At 57.1% G+C, this 17239-nt stretch carries 18 protein-coding genes; 3 read left to right on the plus strand and 15 right to left on the minus strand.

Annotated elements, in window-relative coordinates; genetic code table 11:
- Position 1: 1 nt before the first annotated feature.
- Positions 2-190 (plus strand): YpfN family protein, encoded by a 189-nt coding sequence (locus FCN45_RS13985; RefSeq protein ID WP_008108368.1) that lies wholly within the window; start codon positions 2-4, stop codon positions 188-190.
- A gap of 47 nt (positions 191-237) precedes the next feature.
- On the opposite strand, the gene ypfH is transcribed toward FCN45_RS13985, so the two are convergent.
- The 6 genes from ypfH to dapA all read right to left on the minus strand — a co-directional run bounded on the left by ypfH (position 238) and on the right by dapA (position 6950).
- Positions 238-933, minus strand: coding sequence for an esterase (gene ypfH, locus FCN45_RS13990; RefSeq protein WP_101763528.1), 696 nt, complete (start codon positions 931-933; stop codon positions 238-240).
- Between the two features lie 73 nt (positions 934-1006).
- Positions 1007-2938: a tRNA(Met) cytidine acetyltransferase TmcA gene (locus FCN45_RS13995; RefSeq protein WP_137386260.1), complete on the minus strand. Its 1932-nt coding sequence runs from the start codon at positions 2936-2938 to the stop codon at positions 1007-1009.
- 26 nt (positions 2939-2964) lie between these two features.
- Positions 2965-3834 carry a neutral zinc metallopeptidase gene (locus tag FCN45_RS14000; protein WP_110866495.1) on the minus strand — a complete coding sequence of 290 codons (870 nt, stop codon included), beginning with the start codon at positions 3832-3834 and terminating at the stop codon, positions 2965-2967.
- A 214-nt stretch (positions 3835-4048) separates the two neighbouring features.
- Positions 4049-4762 carry a phosphoribosylaminoimidazolesuccinocarboxamide synthase gene (purC, locus tag FCN45_RS14005; protein WP_007884822.1) on the minus strand — a complete coding sequence of 238 codons (714 nt, stop codon included), beginning with the start codon at positions 4760-4762 and terminating at the stop codon, positions 4049-4051.
- A 266-nt stretch (positions 4763-5028) separates the two neighbouring features.
- A complete protein-coding gene (gene bamC, locus FCN45_RS14010; protein WP_101763526.1) occupies positions 5029-6057 on the minus strand; it encodes an outer membrane protein assembly factor BamC in 1029 nt (342 codons plus the stop codon).
- 14 nt (positions 6058-6071) lie between these two features.
- On the minus strand, positions 6072-6950 hold the full coding sequence (dapA, locus tag FCN45_RS14015; RefSeq protein WP_101763525.1) for a 4-hydroxy-tetrahydrodipicolinate synthase: 879 nt from the start codon (positions 6948-6950) through the stop codon (positions 6072-6074).
- A gap of 143 nt (positions 6951-7093) precedes the next feature.
- On the opposite strand from dapA, the gene FCN45_RS14020 reads away from it, so the two are divergent.
- Both FCN45_RS14020 and bcp read left to right on the plus strand, forming a co-directional pair.
- Complete coding sequence (locus FCN45_RS14020; protein WP_101763524.1) at positions 7094-7660, plus strand: glycine cleavage system transcriptional repressor; 567 nt, start codon at positions 7094-7096, stop codon at positions 7658-7660.
- Between the two features lie 140 nt (positions 7661-7800).
- Positions 7801-8268 (plus strand): thioredoxin-dependent thiol peroxidase, encoded by a 468-nt coding sequence (gene bcp, locus FCN45_RS14025; RefSeq protein ID WP_101763523.1) that lies wholly within the window; start codon positions 7801-7803, stop codon positions 8266-8268.
- Positions 8269-8300: 32 nt separating this feature from the next.
- Here the strand turns inward: bcp and FCN45_RS14030 are convergent, their stop codons facing one another.
- The 9 genes from FCN45_RS14030 to FCN45_RS14070 form a co-directional block, all read right to left on the minus strand.
- Positions 8301-9893 (minus strand): sensor domain-containing diguanylate cyclase, encoded by a 1593-nt coding sequence (locus tag FCN45_RS14030; RefSeq protein WP_137386261.1) that lies wholly within the window; start codon positions 9891-9893, stop codon positions 8301-8303.
- A gap of 165 nt (positions 9894-10058) precedes the next feature.
- Complete coding sequence (locus FCN45_RS14035; RefSeq protein ID WP_371419603.1) at positions 10059-10877, minus strand: phosphodiesterase; 819 nt, start codon at positions 10875-10877, stop codon at positions 10059-10061.
- A 70-nt stretch (positions 10878-10947) separates the two neighbouring features.
- Positions 10948-11931, minus strand: a complete 984-nt coding sequence (locus FCN45_RS14040) for an ABC transporter ATP-binding protein (RefSeq protein WP_110866491.1) — start codon at positions 11929-11931, stop codon at positions 10948-10950.
- A complete protein-coding gene (locus FCN45_RS14045; RefSeq protein ID WP_137386263.1) occupies positions 11928-12740 on the minus strand; it encodes an ABC transporter permease in 813 nt (270 codons plus the stop codon). The genes FCN45_RS14040 and FCN45_RS14045 overlap by 4 nt, the downstream gene beginning before the upstream one ends.
- Positions 12737-13600, minus strand: coding sequence for an ABC transporter permease (locus FCN45_RS14050; protein ID WP_137386264.1), 864 nt, complete (start codon positions 13598-13600; stop codon positions 12737-12739). The genes FCN45_RS14045 and FCN45_RS14050 overlap by 4 nt, the downstream gene beginning before the upstream one ends.
- A complete protein-coding gene (locus FCN45_RS14055; protein WP_245250866.1) occupies positions 13600-14598 on the minus strand; it encodes an ABC transporter substrate-binding protein in 999 nt (332 codons plus the stop codon). Before FCN45_RS14055 ends, FCN45_RS14050 begins: the two co-directional genes overlap by 1 nt.
- 11 nt (positions 14599-14609) lie before the next feature.
- Positions 14610-15635 carry a substrate-binding domain-containing protein gene (locus FCN45_RS14060; RefSeq protein ID WP_137386266.1) on the minus strand — a complete coding sequence of 342 codons (1026 nt, stop codon included), beginning with the start codon at positions 15633-15635 and terminating at the stop codon, positions 14610-14612.
- A 126-nt stretch (positions 15636-15761) separates the two neighbouring features.
- On the minus strand, positions 15762-16370 hold the full coding sequence (locus FCN45_RS14065) for a DsrE family protein (protein ID WP_137386267.1): 609 nt from the start codon (positions 16368-16370) through the stop codon (positions 15762-15764).
- Between the two features lie 23 nt (positions 16371-16393).
- On the minus strand, positions 16394-16999 hold the full coding sequence (locus tag FCN45_RS14070; protein ID WP_137386268.1) for a DsrE family protein: 606 nt from the start codon (positions 16997-16999) through the stop codon (positions 16394-16396).
- Between the last annotated feature and the right edge of the window lie 240 nt (positions 17000-17239).

Raw genomic sequence — 17239 nt, forward strand, 5'->3', positions numbered from 1 at the left:
GATGGAATTCTTTAAAGAGTACTGGTGGATCCTGGTGATTCTGCTGATGGTTGGTATTTTGATGAACGTTTACAAAGACCTAAAACGTATCGACCATAAAAAATTCATGGACAACAAACCGACGTTACCGCCGCATCGTGATTTCAACGATAAATGGGATGACGAGGACGACTGGCCGAAAAAGAAATAATCGTCATATCGCAAACGGCGCGATAACTCGCGCCGTTACGCATCCTGCTACATCATCATCACCACATCATCATCGCCCGGCTTCGCACCGCTTAGCGCCTCATCGAAGTAACGACGCGGCACGGTATAACGCAGATGATTCAGCGCCAGCTCCATGCTGCGATCGTTAATCGCGTGCGGTAGATCTTCCACCACATCCAGCGTGACATCACCGCCCAACGAAATCAGACGTTGCTTCGCCTCTTCGGCGTGCTGCAGCGGAATCTGTTCGTCGTAATCGCCATGAATCAGATGAATGGTGTTGCGCGTGCTTGCCCGCAACGGCAGCGTGGCATAGCGGCCGCTAAACACAATCGCGCGTCCCGCCAAATCCGGCTGCGCTTTCATGCCTTCCAGCACCATAATGCCGCCCTGGGAAAAGCCCACCAGCGCCGTGGCTTCGGCACGCACGCCGCTCTCTTGCTGCCAGTGACGCACCGATGCCACGAACTCAGGCATGATCGCATCCACGCCCTGCTGTTCCGAACGATCGTGCGGCGGAATATCGGCAAACCACTGACGTCCTTGCGGCACGCTGCCCGCGTAAGGTGCGCCGACCGACACCACCAGCGCTTGCGGGAACGCTTTCGCGAACCAGCTACCAATCTGCGCCATCGAATCCGGGTTGTCGTTGATGCCGTGATACAGCAGAAACAGCTGTGCTGCACTGCTGGGTTGCTGAACAATTACATATCGTAGTGCCATAAGATCCTCCTCAAATCACTATACGCCGCTGCTGGCACAGAGATATCGGGAAAATTTGAACGAGATAATGGATTTATTGCAATGAACGCAGCCACTGCGCCGCGTCGGGATTGAGGCGAATCAGTGCTGTGCCAGCTTCCGATCGCAGCTGGTTTATCAAGGCTTTACGACCGCTGAGACCGGCATGTTGCGCGGCATCGGTTAGCGTCTGTTTTTGCAGCAGGATGGCATTCAACAACGGTGAAGGAGACTGGCGCACCAGCCGCTGTAGCGCCGCATAGCTGGCTTCGAACGGGCGCTGCGCCCAGGCAAAACCGGCCAGCAGCGCCCAGTCATCCTCGTTTAGCTGCTGGCTGGCATCGCTTACCAGCGTTAACGGTAAATCTATAATCGCTTGCAGCCACGGCCAATCACGCGCCAGGCGCTGCGCTGCCTGCTGTTGTAGCGCTTCACCTGCCGCCGAGATTGCCAGCAGCGCCATCGCGGCATAGCAGCCGCTGCTGGCCTCGCGCTGTGAGCCAATCCGCACCAGCGTAAAACCGCAGGCGCGCCAGAAGCGCCACAAAGATTCGGTGTAGCCAAAACTTACCGAGAGATAATCACAATTCTGCGCCTGCTGTCGTGCGGTGGCCACCAGCGCTTTGCCGATCCCACGCTGACGCTGTAACGCCTGCACCGCAATCCGGCTAATGCGCAGTGAGCGCAGCGTTGCCGCCTGCGCGAAACCGGCATGGGCCGCCAGCGATTGCGCCACCAGATTGCCACGCGGCCGACGATGACCGGCCCACACCGCGTCGGCCAATGGCTGATCCAATCCGCCCTCTTCCACCAGCCACAACGCGCCGGTTACCTGTTCGGCTGCACCCGCCAACCAAAAGCGCATGCCGGGCGCATCCAGCATGCGCCGCAAATCCAGTGGCGAGGTGCGATAGTGCGCACTGGCAAGCAGGCGATAGCCCGCTTCCAGCGCCGTTATGTTGTGTTCCGGTGTGGCCGGATAAATGGCGATCTCACCGCTTGCGCGGCTCTCCTGCGCATCTTCAAACAGCAATGCCTGGCTGAGCCATTGCTCCAGCGGATCGTTCGGCGACCAGCGCAACGGCTCGTCGAGCTGGAAGAGGCGCACATCCGGCAAGGTGGCGCAGAAGCGCAGCATAAAGCCGCGTCCGGTGCCTTCGTAACCTTGCACGGTGGTGATAAGCAGTACGCGCGAGAAACGTTGCACCAGCTGTTGCAGGATGGGCGCGGGAATGGCGGCCGCTTCATCGACAATCAGCCACTGCGCCTGAGGCGTCGCTTCCTGCGCGAGAACGGCATCGGGAGCCATGAAACTGAAATGCTCACCAGCGAATTCTGCCAGCACCGCCGTGGAGACTTTGGCCGGCGCCGTGACTAAACAGTGTTGATTGCGCTGCGCTAGCATGCCGGCCAACGCCGATTTGCCGCGACCGCGCGCGGCGGTGATCACTGCCACGCCCGGCGGCATCGCTTCAAGCTGTTCAAGGATTTGCATCTGCTGCTGCGGCGCCTGACAGCGCCAGTCGGGCAGATGCGTTTCCACCGGATAACGCACCGCTTGATGCTGACGTTGCAACATCACCTGCGCGTCTTGCCGCATCAGCGATTGCAGATGGTGGATAAAGTGCGGCGTGGCGATCGGTTCAGCGACATCCGCCCAGCGCAAGCTGTCGGCATCGGTTTGCCTGGGCCAGCTTTCCCAATCAGGCGTTAACAGCAATAACCAGCTGCCCGCGCGTAAGGTTCCAGCCAGTGCTGCAAAAGCTTCGGCGTGAAAACCGCGGCGGGCATCAAATATTGCATGCTGGAATTCACGCCCCAGCAAGGTGCGTAAAGCCGCGGGCGCAACGGCGTGCGAGAAATCGGTGCTGTCGCTCACCGTCAGCCAGTCGCCGGGCAGCGCGGTGTGCCAACCTGTGGCCTGCTGCTGCGCCCACTCCACATCACCCGCTATCACGCAAAGGCGGCGAATGCCTGCAAGCTGCATCGCCGCCGTTTGTTCAACCAGGGAGATCACTTGCTAGCGAAGGTGTTGCACTGGCCAGGATCGCCGCTATCGAAACCGCGTTTCAGCCAGGTGTAACGCTGCTGAGAGGTGCCATGGGTGAAGCTATCCGGCACTACGCGGCCCTGACCTTTCTGCTGCAGACGATCGTCGCCAATCGCTTCAGCTGCGTTAAGTGCTTCCTGCAGATCGCCCACTTCCAGAACGTTTTGCTGCTCCATGTAATGGCCCCAAACGCCGGCGAAGCAATCCGCCTGCAGCTCCATTTTCACCGACAGCTGATTCGCCTGCGCCTGGCTCGCGCCCTGCTGCATCTGACGCACTTTTGGCTCAATGCCAAGCAGCTTTTGTACGTGATGCCCCACTTCATGCGCAATCACGTAGCCTTGCGCAAAGTCGCCACCGGCGCCGAGTTTGGTTTTCATGTCATCGTAGAATGACAAATCGATATACACAGTTTGATCGGCAGGACAGTAAAACGGCCCCATCGCCGATTGGCCAGTGCCGCAGTTGGTGCGCGTCGCCCCGCGATACATCACCAGCTTCGGCGGCACATACTGTTTGTTCATCTGCTGGAACAGCTTGCTCCAGGTATCTTCGGTGGTTGCCAGAATCACCGAGGTGAATTTGGCATCTTCGTTGCTCTGCGCGGTGTTTACCTGACGCTGCTGCGACGTTGGCGCGACACTGCCGCCGCCTTCCAATAACGCGGTGAGGTCGTAGCCGTAATAGCCGGCAACAGCGACCACCACCAGCAAGATAAGGCCGCCTTTGCCGCGTGGAATGCGGATTTGCCGTCCCCCGCCGCCGCCAAGGCCAGGTGAATCATTGCGTCGATCTTCTACATTGTCGCTTTCACGACGCCCTTGCCAGCGCATGGTCTAACTCCTTTAAACATGTTTGGCATGATTTTAGTTGGCGGCAGCGGTAAGCACCAGTGTTGTAGTGACAGCACGGTAAGAATGAGAGAAATGGTGTGATAAAGGGGGAAGGAATTTGTAGCGGCGCGATTTATCGCGCAATGTCTGGAAGGTGCACCGACCGTAATAGAGCGCGATAAATCGCGCCGCTACGGGCCGGTGCAAACAGGACTTAATCCAGCTTCACACCCAAACGCTGTGCAACTTCTTCGTACGCTTCAACCAAGCCGCCAAGGCTCTGACGGAAACGGTCTTTGTCCATTTTATCCATGGTGTTTTTGTCCCACAGACGCGCGCCATCTGGCGAGAACTCATCACCCAGCACCACTTCGCCGTTAAACAGACCAAACTCCAGCTTGAAGTCGACCAGGATCAAACCTGCGTCATCAAACAGTTTACTCAGCACATCATTGGCTTTGAAGGTCAGCTCTTGCATGCGTGCCAGATTCGCTTTGCTCACCCAGCCGAAGGTTTCGCAATAGGATTCGTTGACCATCGGGTCGTGTTTGGCGTCATCTTTCAGGAAGAGATCAAACAGCGGTGGATTGAGCACAATGCCCTCTTCCACACCCAGACGTTTTACCAGCGATCCTGCCGCTCGGTTGCGCACCACGCACTCCACCGGCACCATCTCCAGCTTTTTCACCAGCGCTTCGTTATCTGACAGCAGCGCTTCCATCTGGGTCGGAATGCCCGCTTCCTGCAATTTGGTCATGATGAAATGGTTAAACTTGTTGTTTACCATTCCTTTGCGATCAAACTGCTCGATTCGTGCACCGTCTCCTGCTGACGTATCGTTGCGGAATTCAAGTACCAGCAGATCCGGATTATCGGTGCTGTATACGGTTTTCGCTTTACCGCGATACAACTCAGCTCGCTTTTGCATCTTGTTAACTCCAAACATGAAAGAACCCGTGTTCAGCGGTGTTTCACCGCGCGCCGATTGCGTGACGCAATCGTTTACTTCGCCGGGCGCTATTATACACAAAATCATTCGAGATGCAGGAAGGCGGCAAACGAATGAATCCCGATGAGCTTACTCAAGTAAGTGATTCGGGTGAACGAGAGCAGCCAACGCATCTGCAGCTTGAAGGATTTGTGTATATGCCAAATCAAAACAAAAAGGCCGGAAATCTCCGGCCCTTTGGCAATTTATTTCAGCGCGCCTTGAATCACCTGCACCAGCGCGTCGTTCTGCGCCTGAGTTAGCACGTGACCTTTCGGATCGATGAACTGCAGACTGCTGCGGTTATCCAGATCGCCAACCTGCAACTTGTAATCGCCGTTTGGCAGTTCTGGATCTTTGGCGCCAATCTGATCCCACACGCCGCTGCCCGGCTGTTTGTAGGTCACTTTCAGGCTGCCCTGCGAACGGTTGTCATCCGTGATTTCCATGCCCACGCGTTTCAGCGCCGCTGGCAAACGCTGCCAGGTGACGTTAAACGGTGCGCGCAGAATCAACAGCGGTAAACCGGTGTCATCCGCGCCGCTCTGCACATCAATCTGTCCGGTGGCACGGTTGGCCGCCGCATCCTGGCTGGCAGAATCGACTTTATCCAGACCGGTGCTGATGTCGTTCAACATCTGCCCGGTATAGCGTTGAATCTGTGCCGGAGAAGTAACGGCTTGACCAGACTGCTGCAGTTCCAGCAAACGTACGGTCAGCACTTGCTGATAGCTCTGATTCTGCACGCTGATCTGATAGCGACCGCGATACTGGTTATCTTCGTCAGCACGGTTCCACTGCACCCAATCGGTGGTCAGCTGTTGCGAAGCGTCATCACGCTGGGCAATCGGGAACTTGTAAGACTGAATCACACCCACAACCTGCGACCAGATAGAACCGCGGCTGCTTTCCACGGCCAGCACGCCCGTGTTACCGGTGAACTGCGCACGCGTGCCGTTCAGCAGCGCCAGCGGCTGGGCTGGCGGACGAATATCCAGCTCTTTGCCAACCGCGCCTTTCGCCACGCTGTGCGGAACATCGTAATCACCATTCTGCAACGGCAGAATCATGCCCGCTGGGGCTTTTAAATCATGCAGCTCAGGCGCCTGCAGGTAAGATTCATCCCCGCTGACCTGGCGCTTATAACGCTGATCGTTGGAACACGCTGTGAGCAGCATCAGGGTGGAAAGGCCCACTACCGTTGCCAGCGTCGAGCGCTTAACTGAATAACTCATTGATTCTCCCTAAATTATCGCAGACCTGCTTTAATCAGCGCTTGCGCCGTTTTCGTCTGACCGGCTTCGGTCAGTGGCGTCATTGGCAAGCGCAGCGTGTCATCCGCGATTAATCCTAGCTGTTTTGCTGCCCATTTCACCGGGATTGGATTGGGTTCACAGAAAAGCGTCTGGTGCAGGTGCATCAGACGCTGATTCAGGCGACGCGCTTCGGCGAATTTGCCCTGTTGCGCTAAGGCACAGAGTTCAACCATTTCACGCGCTGCAATGTTAGCCGTGACCGAAATTACGCCTTTGCCGCCCAGTTGCATGGAGTCCAGCGCCGTAGCGTCATCGCCGCTGACGATGATGAACTCATCATTAACCAGCTCTTGGATCTGTGATACACGCGATAAGTTCCCGGTGGCCTCTTTGATTCCGATAATATTTTTAATTTCGGCCAGACGCGCGACGGTTTCCGGCAGCATGTCGCAACCGGTACGCGAAGGAACGTTATACAGCATCTGCGGCAGATCGGTACTTTCCGCAATAGCTTTAAAGTGCTGGAACAGACCTTCCTGCGTCGGACGGTTGTAATAAGGCGTGACCGTTAAACAGCCCACCACACCGCTGCCGGTAAAGCGTTTGGTCAGAGAGATGCCTTCAGCCGTGGCATTTGCGCCGGTGCCGGCGATAACCGGAATACGGCCATCCGCCAGTTCCAGGGTTTGCATAACCACATCACCGTGCTCGTCATGGCTGAGCGTGGCTGATTCGCCGGTGGTGCCAACAGAAACAATCGCCGCGGTGCCGCTGGCAACATGATAATCAATCAGTTTTTTCAAACTTTCGCGGCAGACATTACCTTTTTCATTCATTGGCGTAATGAGCGCAACAATACTTCCGGTGAACATGGGCTATCCCCTCGACAAACAAGTGCCTCATGTTACGTTTTACATTGAAAGAAAAGCAAGCGAGCCACGCCATTCCCGCGCTTGTCAGCAGTTTTTTTTATGTTTACCTTATAGTTATTAGCGAACGTACAGGAAATGCCATTTTGTCGCAGTCACAGCCTCACCATCTGGTGATCACCGCACTGGGCGTTGATCGTCCGGGTATCGTCAATACCATCACCCGTCACGTTAGCAGCTGCGGCTGCAATATCGAGGACAGCCGTTTAGCAATGCTGGGCGATGAGTTCACTTTTATCATGCTGCTGTCCGGTAGCTGGAACGCGATAACCCTGATTGAATCGACGCTGCCGATGAAAGGTGCCGAGCTGGAGTTGCTGATTGTAATGAAGCGCACCAATGCGCGCGCCACGCCACCGATGCCCGCCACCGTGTGGGTGCAGATTGAAGTGCCGGATTCACCGCATATCATTGAGCGCTTCACCGATCTGTTCGATAAACATCAGATGAACATTGCCGAACTGGTGTCCAGAATTAAACCGGCGCAGGATGGCGTGGCACCGACGCTCTATATTCAAATAACGGCGCACAGCCCGGCCAATCAATTCAGTGCGCCCATCGAGCAGGCTTTCAATCAGCTGTGCGAAGAACTGCATGCACAAGGCTCAATTCGTCTTTATAGTGTCACCGACGATGCTAACAGCACCGTTTAATCAGGCTCCGGGTTATTTCGCCACACACTCTGCCGCTGCGGCAAACCGTGTGGTGAAATAACCCTGACGGTAAACACCACCTGGCACTTTTGCTCTTGATGGTGTATTACCCACAGCATGTAAAAAAATGGAGAGTTGTGATGAATCCACTGAAAGCCGGTGATACCGCACCGAAATTTAGTTTGCCCGATCAGGACGGCGAACAAGTAAATTTGGCCGACTTCCAGGGACAGCGCGTTCTGGTCTATTTCTATCCTAAAGCCATGACGCCGGGTTGCACCGTGCAGGCTTGCGGTCTGCGCGACAACATGGATGAGTTGAAAACTGAAGGCGTTGTTGTGCTGGGTATCAGCACCGACAAAGCGGAGAAGCTGTCACGCTTTGCCGATAAAGAGCTGCTGAACTTCACGCTGTTATCGGATGAAGATCATCAGGTGTGCGAGCAGTTTGGCGTCTGGGGCGAGAAAACCTTTATGGGCAAAACCTATGACGGCATTCACCGCATCAGCTTCCTGATTGATGCCAACGGCAAAGTTGAGAAAGTGTTCGACGATTTCAAAACCTCCAATCACCACGACATCGTGCTGGATTATCTGAAGTCAGCCTGAGATAAACGGGTGCGCAGGCCGCACCCGGAGCGTTAATGCGTAATGCTGCTGACCAATGCATCCTGACCGGAGATCATCACGCAGTTGCGTCCGGCATTTTTCGCCTGATAAAGCGCGGCATCGGCTTGCTTGAGGCTCTGCTCCTGCGAACCACTTTCCGGCTGCCAGTCGGCGATGCCCACCGACAGCGTGACATTGCCAACCTGATCAATCCAGTTTTCTGCAATGCTGATGCGCACGCGCTCGGCCAGAATGCGTGCGTCTTCCACCGACGTCGCAGGCAGCAACATCAGGAACTCTTCCCCGCCGTTACGGCACACCACATCGGTTTGACGGGCGCTGCTGAGTAAGGTTCGCGCCACATGTTTAATCACCTCATCGCCGACGTCATGACCGAAGGTATCGTTGACCCGTTTGAAATGATCGATATCCAGCGCCAGCACCGAGAACGGTTGGCGCATGGTGGCGAAGTAGTCGAGCACCGCGCTCAGGCCTCGACGGTTAAGCAGATTGGTCATGGGATCGCTCTGCACTTCCGATTTCAGGCGACCAATTTTATCCTGCACTAAACCAATACCGGTGAGCAGCGCGCGTTTGACCTGCGCCGCTTCGAAATACCAGGCGCGAATGCCGCCAATCTCGTTCGACACGCCCTGGGAATCCATCTGGCTGGCTTTGCGCGCCAGTTGCCACAGCGGCAGCGCAATCAGACGCGCCAGAATCACCGCCACCAGCAAGGTCAGCAGCGCAAATGGCACCGAGTTTTTCAACACTTTCAGCAGCAAGCCGGTGAGCGGCGCCAGCGTCACATCGGTGGGTTTGAGCGCCACCACCATCCAGCCGGTGGTGGGCACGATGGCGTAACCGGCCAGCTTAGGCTCGTTCTCTTCCGTCAGTTGCACTTCACCGTTGGTTTTCTCCTCGCGTTGGCGATCGCTAACGATGCCCGGCACGCTTTTACCAATCAGCTGGGTATTCTGGTGGTACAGCACCTGATTATTGCGATCCAGCACGTAAACATGTGTGCCATCGCGATAGAACTGCTCGCCGAGCAGCGCGTTGAGGATGCTTTTCTTCTTCAGATAGATGGTGCCGCCAACGTAGCCATGGTAACGTCCGTCTTTGCTCCAGATCGGCCAGGAGACAAACACAATCAGATTATTGGCGGCGGAGATGCTGGGTTTGCTGACCATCGGCTGACGCTGCGCCAGCGCTTCACGCGAAGCCTGGCTGGTGAGCTGCATGCCTTTCAGCATCAGCGATTCGGGTGAAATGGCTTTCACGATGCCGTTGCTATCCACCACCGCCACCGAGTTAAAGCTATTAGTTTGCTCACGCAGGCGATTGACTTCCTGCTGCGCCAAATCGGCATCATCAAAATCATTGCCCAGCTGCGTCGCGCTGTAGTGCAGCTGCGACTGAGCCAGCTGAAAGAAGACCTCCGTCGTCGCCGCCAGTTTGGTGGCGTAAGCGCGATTGGCTTCGAGGGTGCTTTCGATCAGGACCATACGTTGTACGCGCCAGGTGGCGTACAGCGTATTGGCAAGTGTGATGACGATGCTGGTGATCGCCAACAGCGCGATCAGCGTGCGCAGGTCAGTTTTTGGCCGCAGGCGCGTTAGCATAGCGCACCGACCTTAGTGAATAGATTCATCGATATGTGTGCCTGACAGTCTTGTTATAGTTGGATGCACTTGCCCTGGTGAGCTAACGGGCGATTGTACACCCACAACGCAAATTGAGCACGAAGCATCCTGTCAGCCTCACACAATTCTTTCTCTGCGCTGGCGCTAATCGATCAAACCGTTGGCATCGTAAAACGGCCACGGACCGGGATAATCGCCGATAGCACACAAATGCGTGCTCATGCCCTGCTGCGCATGCCAGCGATGCAGCAGAAAACCGGGCGGCTCCAGCACAAAATTCGCCGGTGCATTTTCCGCGAGATCAAACGCCACCTGATGCGATACGCCCGGCGCCACGCACGCCAGCGTACCGGCAAAACGCGCCTGCACCGAGCGGTGCAGATGACCGCTCAGCACGCGTTCCACCTGTGGATGGCGCTGGATAATCGCCGCCAGCGCCGCCGGATTGCGCAGCGGCTGGTTATCCATATGTTCGATGCCGCAAAGAAACGGCGGATGATGCAGCATCACCAGCGTCGGCAACTGCGGCTGGCGCTGCAACTGCTCATCAAGCCAGCACAGCTGCGCTTCATCCACATAGCCCCACGGCTGCTGCGGCACGCTGGAATCGAGCGCCAGCAGCTGCACGCCTTTCACTTGCATCTGCCAGTTCAGGGTTGCTCCGTGCTGCAGATAGTGATGATCCGGAAACGCCGCACGCAGCGCCTGGCGATCGTCGTGGTTGCCCGGCATCAGCAGAAACGGCAGCTGCAGTTGGCGCAGCGCCTGCTTTAACGTTTGATACTCTGCCGCGGTGCCGAAATCGACCAGATCGCCGGTCATCACCACCATGTCGGGGCGCGGCGCAAGGCGGTTTAGCGTCTCAATCACCCGCAGCAGCGCGGCTTGAGTGTCGACTTTTTTATAGGATAAACGGCCGTTGGCCTTGATGTGTAAATCGCTGATTTGCGCGATGAGCGTCATTGCTTCAGACACGAATTTTTTCCTTTGGATGTTTAAGCGCGGCGGTCGCCATTTATGGCGACCGGGCCAATTAAGAAAACTGCAGCGCGGCGTCCTGCGCCAGCGTCCAGCTCACCGCTTGTCCGGCATGCCAGGCTTCACGCGCGTGGCGATCCACCTGAATGGGCGTCGCCAGCCCGATGTCGATCATCAACCGCTGCGACGCGCCCAGAAAAGTGCTGGCAACAATAAAACCCTGGCGCGGATAACGCTCATCGCTGGCCAGCAGCACATCTTCCGGGCGGCAAAAGCGCTGCGGATGGCCGCGCGTATCCACATCTACGCAGTTAATCGCACCCACAAAATCGGCGACAAATTTTGACGCCGGATGCTGATAAATTTTCTGCGGCGTATCGATCTGCACCAAACGTCCCTGCTCCATCACCGCAATACGGTCGCCGAGCGCCATCGCTTCCTGCTGATCGTGCGTCACGTAAACGGCGGTGATCGCCAGCTTCTTCAGTAGCGCGCCGATCTCCAGACGCAGACGATCGCGCAGGCGCGCATCCAGCGCCGCCAGCGGCTCATCAAACAGCAGCACTTTGGGCCGCGCGGCTAACGCGCGCGCCAGCGCCACACGCTGCTTCTGGCCGCCGGAGAGTTTATCGATGCTGCGCTGCGCCAGCGCGGTGAGATCCACCAGCGCCAGCATCTCCTGCACGCGCGCTTCCCGTTCGGCACGCGCCACGCCCTGCACTTTCAGGCCGTACGCTACGTTTCCCGCCACATTGAGATTCGGGAACAGCGCGTAGTTCTGGAACACCATGCCGACGTTGCGTTTTTCAATCGGTAAAGCGGTAACGTTGCGATCGTCAAACCACACTTCGCCGCCGACATCGCAGCTTTCCAGCCCGCTGATTATGCGCAGCGTGGTGGTTTTGCCGCAGCCGGACGGCCCCAGCAGCACCAGCGTTTCGCCGGCATGCACCGTGAGATCAAGCGGTTGCAGCGCCTGATGATGATTAAAATGACGTGCGCAGCCGCGCAGCGTCACGGTAACGGCCGCAGGGTTCATGCTGCCTCCTTGTGTTGGCGCGAAACCGCGCGGTTAAGCCAGTGATTCACGGCATTGAGCATCAGCAGCAGCGGCAGAATCATCAGAATGAAAATCAGCGTGTAGGCGGAACCCACTTCCAGCCGCATTGAGGCATAGCTGTCGGCAAGGCCAACCGGCAAGGTTTTGGTCAGCGGCGTGTGCAGCATCCATGTAATGTTGAATTCCCCCACCGACAGCGTGATCACCATAAACGCGCCAGCAAGAATGCCGTTGCGGCAGTTCGGCACCACCACGGTAAAGAAGCGCTGCCACAAGCTGGCGCCGAGACTGGCCGATGCTTCTTCCAGGCGCGGCATATCCACCGCCTGCATCACCGCCAGCACCGGCCGCATCATAAACGGCAAGGTAAACAGCACGTGACCAATCAGGATGAACAGCCAGCTATCACGCAGGCCGGAAAACTGGCCGTAGAGCAGAATGATGCCAAGCGCTGTTGCCAGACCGGGCAGCGCCACCGGCAGCATCAAGCACTCTTCAATACGCGCCGCCCAGCGGCCCGGCGCTTTCAGCAATCCCCACGCAGCGGGAACGCCAATCACCAAGGTAACCAGCAGGCAGAACAGCGCGATCAGCAGCGACAGCCAGAAAGTATCGGCGTACATCTGCCACACTTGCTCCACCCACTTCAGCGTGAAGCCGCTGCGCAGGCCGATGAAATAGTTATTGGTGACGCCCGCCAGTATCGACAGCACCACCGGCACGATCATAAACAGCGCGGTGATGGCGGTGATCAGCAGTTGCAGGCTAAACAGTCCACGACGTTTCATGATTGCGCCTCCTTAGCCTGCGCCAGACGGCGCGCCAGCATCAGTGCCAGCCAGGCGAATCCACCCATCAACACTGACAGCGCGGCGGCGGTGGCGAAGTTGGCGTAATTGGTGAACTCGCCGTAAATGGTCAGTGGTAGCACCGCCAAATCGGTGCCGAGCGTAAAGGCGGTGCCAAAAGCGCCCATGCTGGTAGCGAAGCACAGCGCGCCGGTAGAGAGCAGCGCCGGTTGCAGGCCGGGCATAATCACGTCCCAGGTGATGCGCCACTGGCTGGCACCGAGCGAACGCGCCGCTTCTTCCAGCGAGCGATCGAGTTTTTCACTGGCTGCTACCAGCGTGACGATGGCGCGCGGCAGCGAGAAATAGAGGTAACCGATAAACAGACCCGCCAGCGAATAGGCCAGCGTCCAGCGTTCATGCAGCAAACTCATGCTGATTTGCGCCAGCAATCCCTGACGTCCAGCCAGCATCACCACCAGAAAACCCACCACCACGCCGGGAAACGCCAGCGGAAAGGTCAGCAACGCCAGCAAAGTGCCGCGCCCGGCAAAGCGCTGGCGTGCCAGAAAGCAGCCGACGATAGCGGCGATGAGTAACGTCACCAGCGTCACCGCCAGCGACAGCAGCACAGTGTTCAGCAGGCTCAGCAGATAGTGCGGCTGCGTGATCACTGTCCAGTAACCGCTGTGCTGGGTGCTGCGATCGTTCTGCATGCCGATTTGCAGCAGGCGGGCAAACGGCAGCAGCCAGAAAGCGCAAAAGAACAGCAGCGCGGGCAGCGTCAGCCACAACCAGCGGCTGCCCGGTTGCGTAGGTATCTGGCGGCGCGAGGCCGCCAGCGTGTCAGCCATCGACATTAACGCATCTCGCTCAGGTATGTCGCCGAGAAGGCCTTCTGCGCATCGGCCATCTGCTGATAGTTCACGGTTTGCGCACGCGCATAATCGCTGTCTGGCAGGAAGAATTTCTTAGCGTCAGCGGACATCGCCGAGGTGCGTACCGGACGCAGGAAGGCATTGGCCCAAATCGCCTGACCTTTATCCGACAACACGTAGTCGATCACTTTCTTGCCGTTGTCTGCGTGCGGCGCGTTCTTCACCAGGCTGATGACATACGGCACCGTAACCGTGCCCTCTTTCGGGATCACAAAGGCGACATTGGCGTGATCTTTATATTTGGCGCGGTAGGCGTTGAAGTCGTAGTCGAGCAGGATCGGAATCTCACCGGAGATCAGGCGCGCGTAGGCGGTCTGCTTCGGTACGATCGGCTGGTTAGCCTGGAGTTTTTTGAACCATGTCAGCGCGGGTGTGAAGTCCTGCATGTTGCCGCCCTTCGCCTGGTTGACCGCCACGGCCGCCACGTAACCGACAAAGGCGCTAGCCGGATCGAGGTAGCCGATCATGCCTTTGTATTCAGGCTTCAGCAGATCGTCCCAGGATTGCGGCACCGGCGCGCCGCCCAGCGCATCAAGGTTAACCATAAAGCCCATGGTGCCGGAGTGCAGCGCCACCCACTTGCCGTTAGGATCTTTCATTCCGGCTGGGAGCTCGTCCCAATGCGCGGGCTTATAGGCGCTGATGACGCCGGCGCTATCCGCCTGGATACCAAAACTGACACCGTAATACACCACATCTGCCACCGGATTGCCCTGCTCCGCCACCAGCTGCGCCAGCGCCTGGCCGGAGTTTTTATTGTCCTGCGGCACCTGAATGCCAGTGTCTTTAGCAATGGCGTTAAGCTGGGTTCCCCAGTCCGCCCATTCGGGAGGACAGTTGTAGCAAATCGCCGTATCGGCGGCCTGCGCCAGCGAACAGAACAGCGAACCGGCGGTTAGTGCGAGCGCCCCGGCAATCATTGTGACTTTTTTCATGATGGTTCCCTGATAGTGGCAATGGAAGAAAAAGAGGTTGCTGGCGCGGCGATACTGGCGCCGAGCCTTAATCGATGTGGCAGCACGCGCGTGCCGCGGCTGGCTTGTTGTAACAGCATGTCGATCGCCCCGGCGCCGAGCATGTCAGCTGGCTGGCTTACGCTCGCCAGCGACGGCGCGATGTGCTCGCCGATATCGATGCCATCAAAACCCATTACCGACAGCTGCTGCGGAATGCGCACTCCGGCGCGCGCCGCCGCACCAATCAGGCTGATGGCGAGCAGATCGTTGGTGCAGATCACCGCGCTGAGCGGCGTGTCGCCACTCAACTGCGGCTGCAGCAGCGCGAAATCAGATTGGGTATGGCTGGGCATTTCGAGTACCGGCAGCGCGCGCAATCTGGCCTGCTGCATGGCATCGCAATAGCCCTGATAGCGCAGACGGGCGCGATCCGATTGCAGCATGGGACCGGCCACCATACCGATGTGGCGATGTCCGAGCTGCAGCAGGTGTTCGGTGGCTTGCTGCATCGCCTGGCGGTTATCGACGCAAATCGCGGGCCAGTGCGTGGCTTGCGGCACGTTATGCGTCAGGACAAACGGCATGCTGGCTTGATGCAGCGTATGCAGGATGGCGCTGTTGTCGGCGTCGGCGACGGTAAGAACCAAACCGGCAACGCGCTGGTTCAGCATGTGCTCCACCATCGCCGCTTCCCGCTCGGGCTGATAATCGCTGGTTGCCACCAGCAGACCGTAACCGGCGGCACGCGCCTGACGCTCCATCGCTTGCAGTTGACGGGCGAAAATCGGATTCAGCAGCGACGGCAGCAGCACACCGAAGGTGGTTGAACTTTGGGTACGCAGTTGGCGGGCAATGTGATTGGGGCGAAAGCCGAGCTGCTCAGAGGCGCTCAACACCTTTTCCAGCGTGTCAGCTCGCAGCAGGTGCGGATCAGAGAATGCGCGGGCGGCGGTAGCGCGAGAAACGCCAGCCAGTTTGGCCACGCTGATTAAATCGGACATGTTCGCCTCGTAAAGTGCCAATGAGATCGATCTCATTGGCGCTTAAAGTAGCGGCGAACTGTGACAGCAACATCGCGGATAAATGACAGCGGGATGACAGCAGCGCGAACTGCTGTCAGGCAGAAATCACAGCATCAGGAAGGCGTAACCTTCGTTCTGCAGTGACGCCACGGTGGTGCCGCTCGACAGCGTGTGGGTGACGCGCGTATCGATCCAGTTGCGCTCCAGCTGATGGAAAGCCACCGACTGATCGCAAATGGTCACCTTCACGCCGGCTTTTTTCAGCTCATCAATCAGCTTGAGATTGGGATTATCGGTGCCGTAGGTTTTGCGGAATTGCTCATTATTCAATGCCGCAGGAACCGCATCGCTGTTAATCGACACCACAAATTTCAACTGATCGAGCGGCACGCCCGCCGCGTAATAGAGATTGGTGACGCGTGCCACGCGCTCCAGCCCAAGGTTCGGCTGACGCACATCGCCTTCATTACGGTTGATCTGGAAGACGATTTTATTGCTCAACCCTGGCGTGGTGGCCGGATTGTAGTCCGGCACATTCACAAAGTGGATTTTGCCGTAACCGTCGATCGCCGGCGTGCTCCAGAAATCCGCCGGTTCACTTTTCTTGTCAGCAAATTTGTCGCTGACCTTGTCGACCAAATCGGGGAGCTGTAATACATTGCCGCCGACAAACCCTGCCAGAGCCGCAATAACGATATAGGATGCTGGACGCATTTCACTTCTCCTGTGCCTGAAATTTACATCTGTAAGAGTGCATAACCCTGATTTTCCAGCGTCGACACGGTAGTCGGGCTGGAGAGTGCATGAATCACCGATGGGTCAATCCACTCTCTCGGGAAGTGATGGAACGCCACCGACTGATCGCATACTGAAACCTTCACGCCCAACTTATTCAGAGCGCCGATCAGCGCCAGATTGGGGTTGTCCGCTTTGTAGAACTGCTGGAAATGCGCGTTATCCAGCATTGCAGGCGTGGCATCACCAGTGACCGACACCACAAAGTGCAAATCGTCAGCCGGTACGCCCGAAGCGATATAGAGATTGACCACGCGCGCTACGCGTTCCAGTCCAAGATTTGGGCGCGTCATCTCCCCTTCACTGCGGGTAATTTGAAACACCACTTTGTTGCTTAAACCGACCACCGGTTTGAAAGCCGCATCCGGTTCGTAATGGATTTTGCCGTAGCCGTCGACGGCGGGCGTGCTCCAGAAGCCGTCGGGATCGGTGGGTGCAGAGGAAAAATGGCTGACAACACGCTGATACAGGTCATCACCTTTACTCACGGTGGCGCCAACAAAGCCACCGACAATTGCGATAAGGGCGTATGAAACTACAGAACGCATAAAAACTCTCCGGCTTACACTGCGCGTCAATTCACAGTCCGTTTGAATAAAGTGCCTTATCTATACCACAGCGTGAGCAAGGCAAAAGTCCTGTAGTGACGGGCTGTCCGGCGTTTTCATTGCGTGAAAAATAATTAGCAAGGTTAATTGAAAAAGGGTTTCGATTGTCGCTTTGGCAGGAGTTGAGAAATGCGTGGCCGTGAAATTGTGACCCTAATACAGAGGGAATAAGTTTACGTG

The sequence above is a fragment of the Pantoea sp. SO10 genome (genome assembly GCF_005281435.1).
Lineage (GTDB): Bacteria > Pseudomonadota > Gammaproteobacteria > Enterobacterales > Enterobacteriaceae > Pantoea > Pantoea leporis.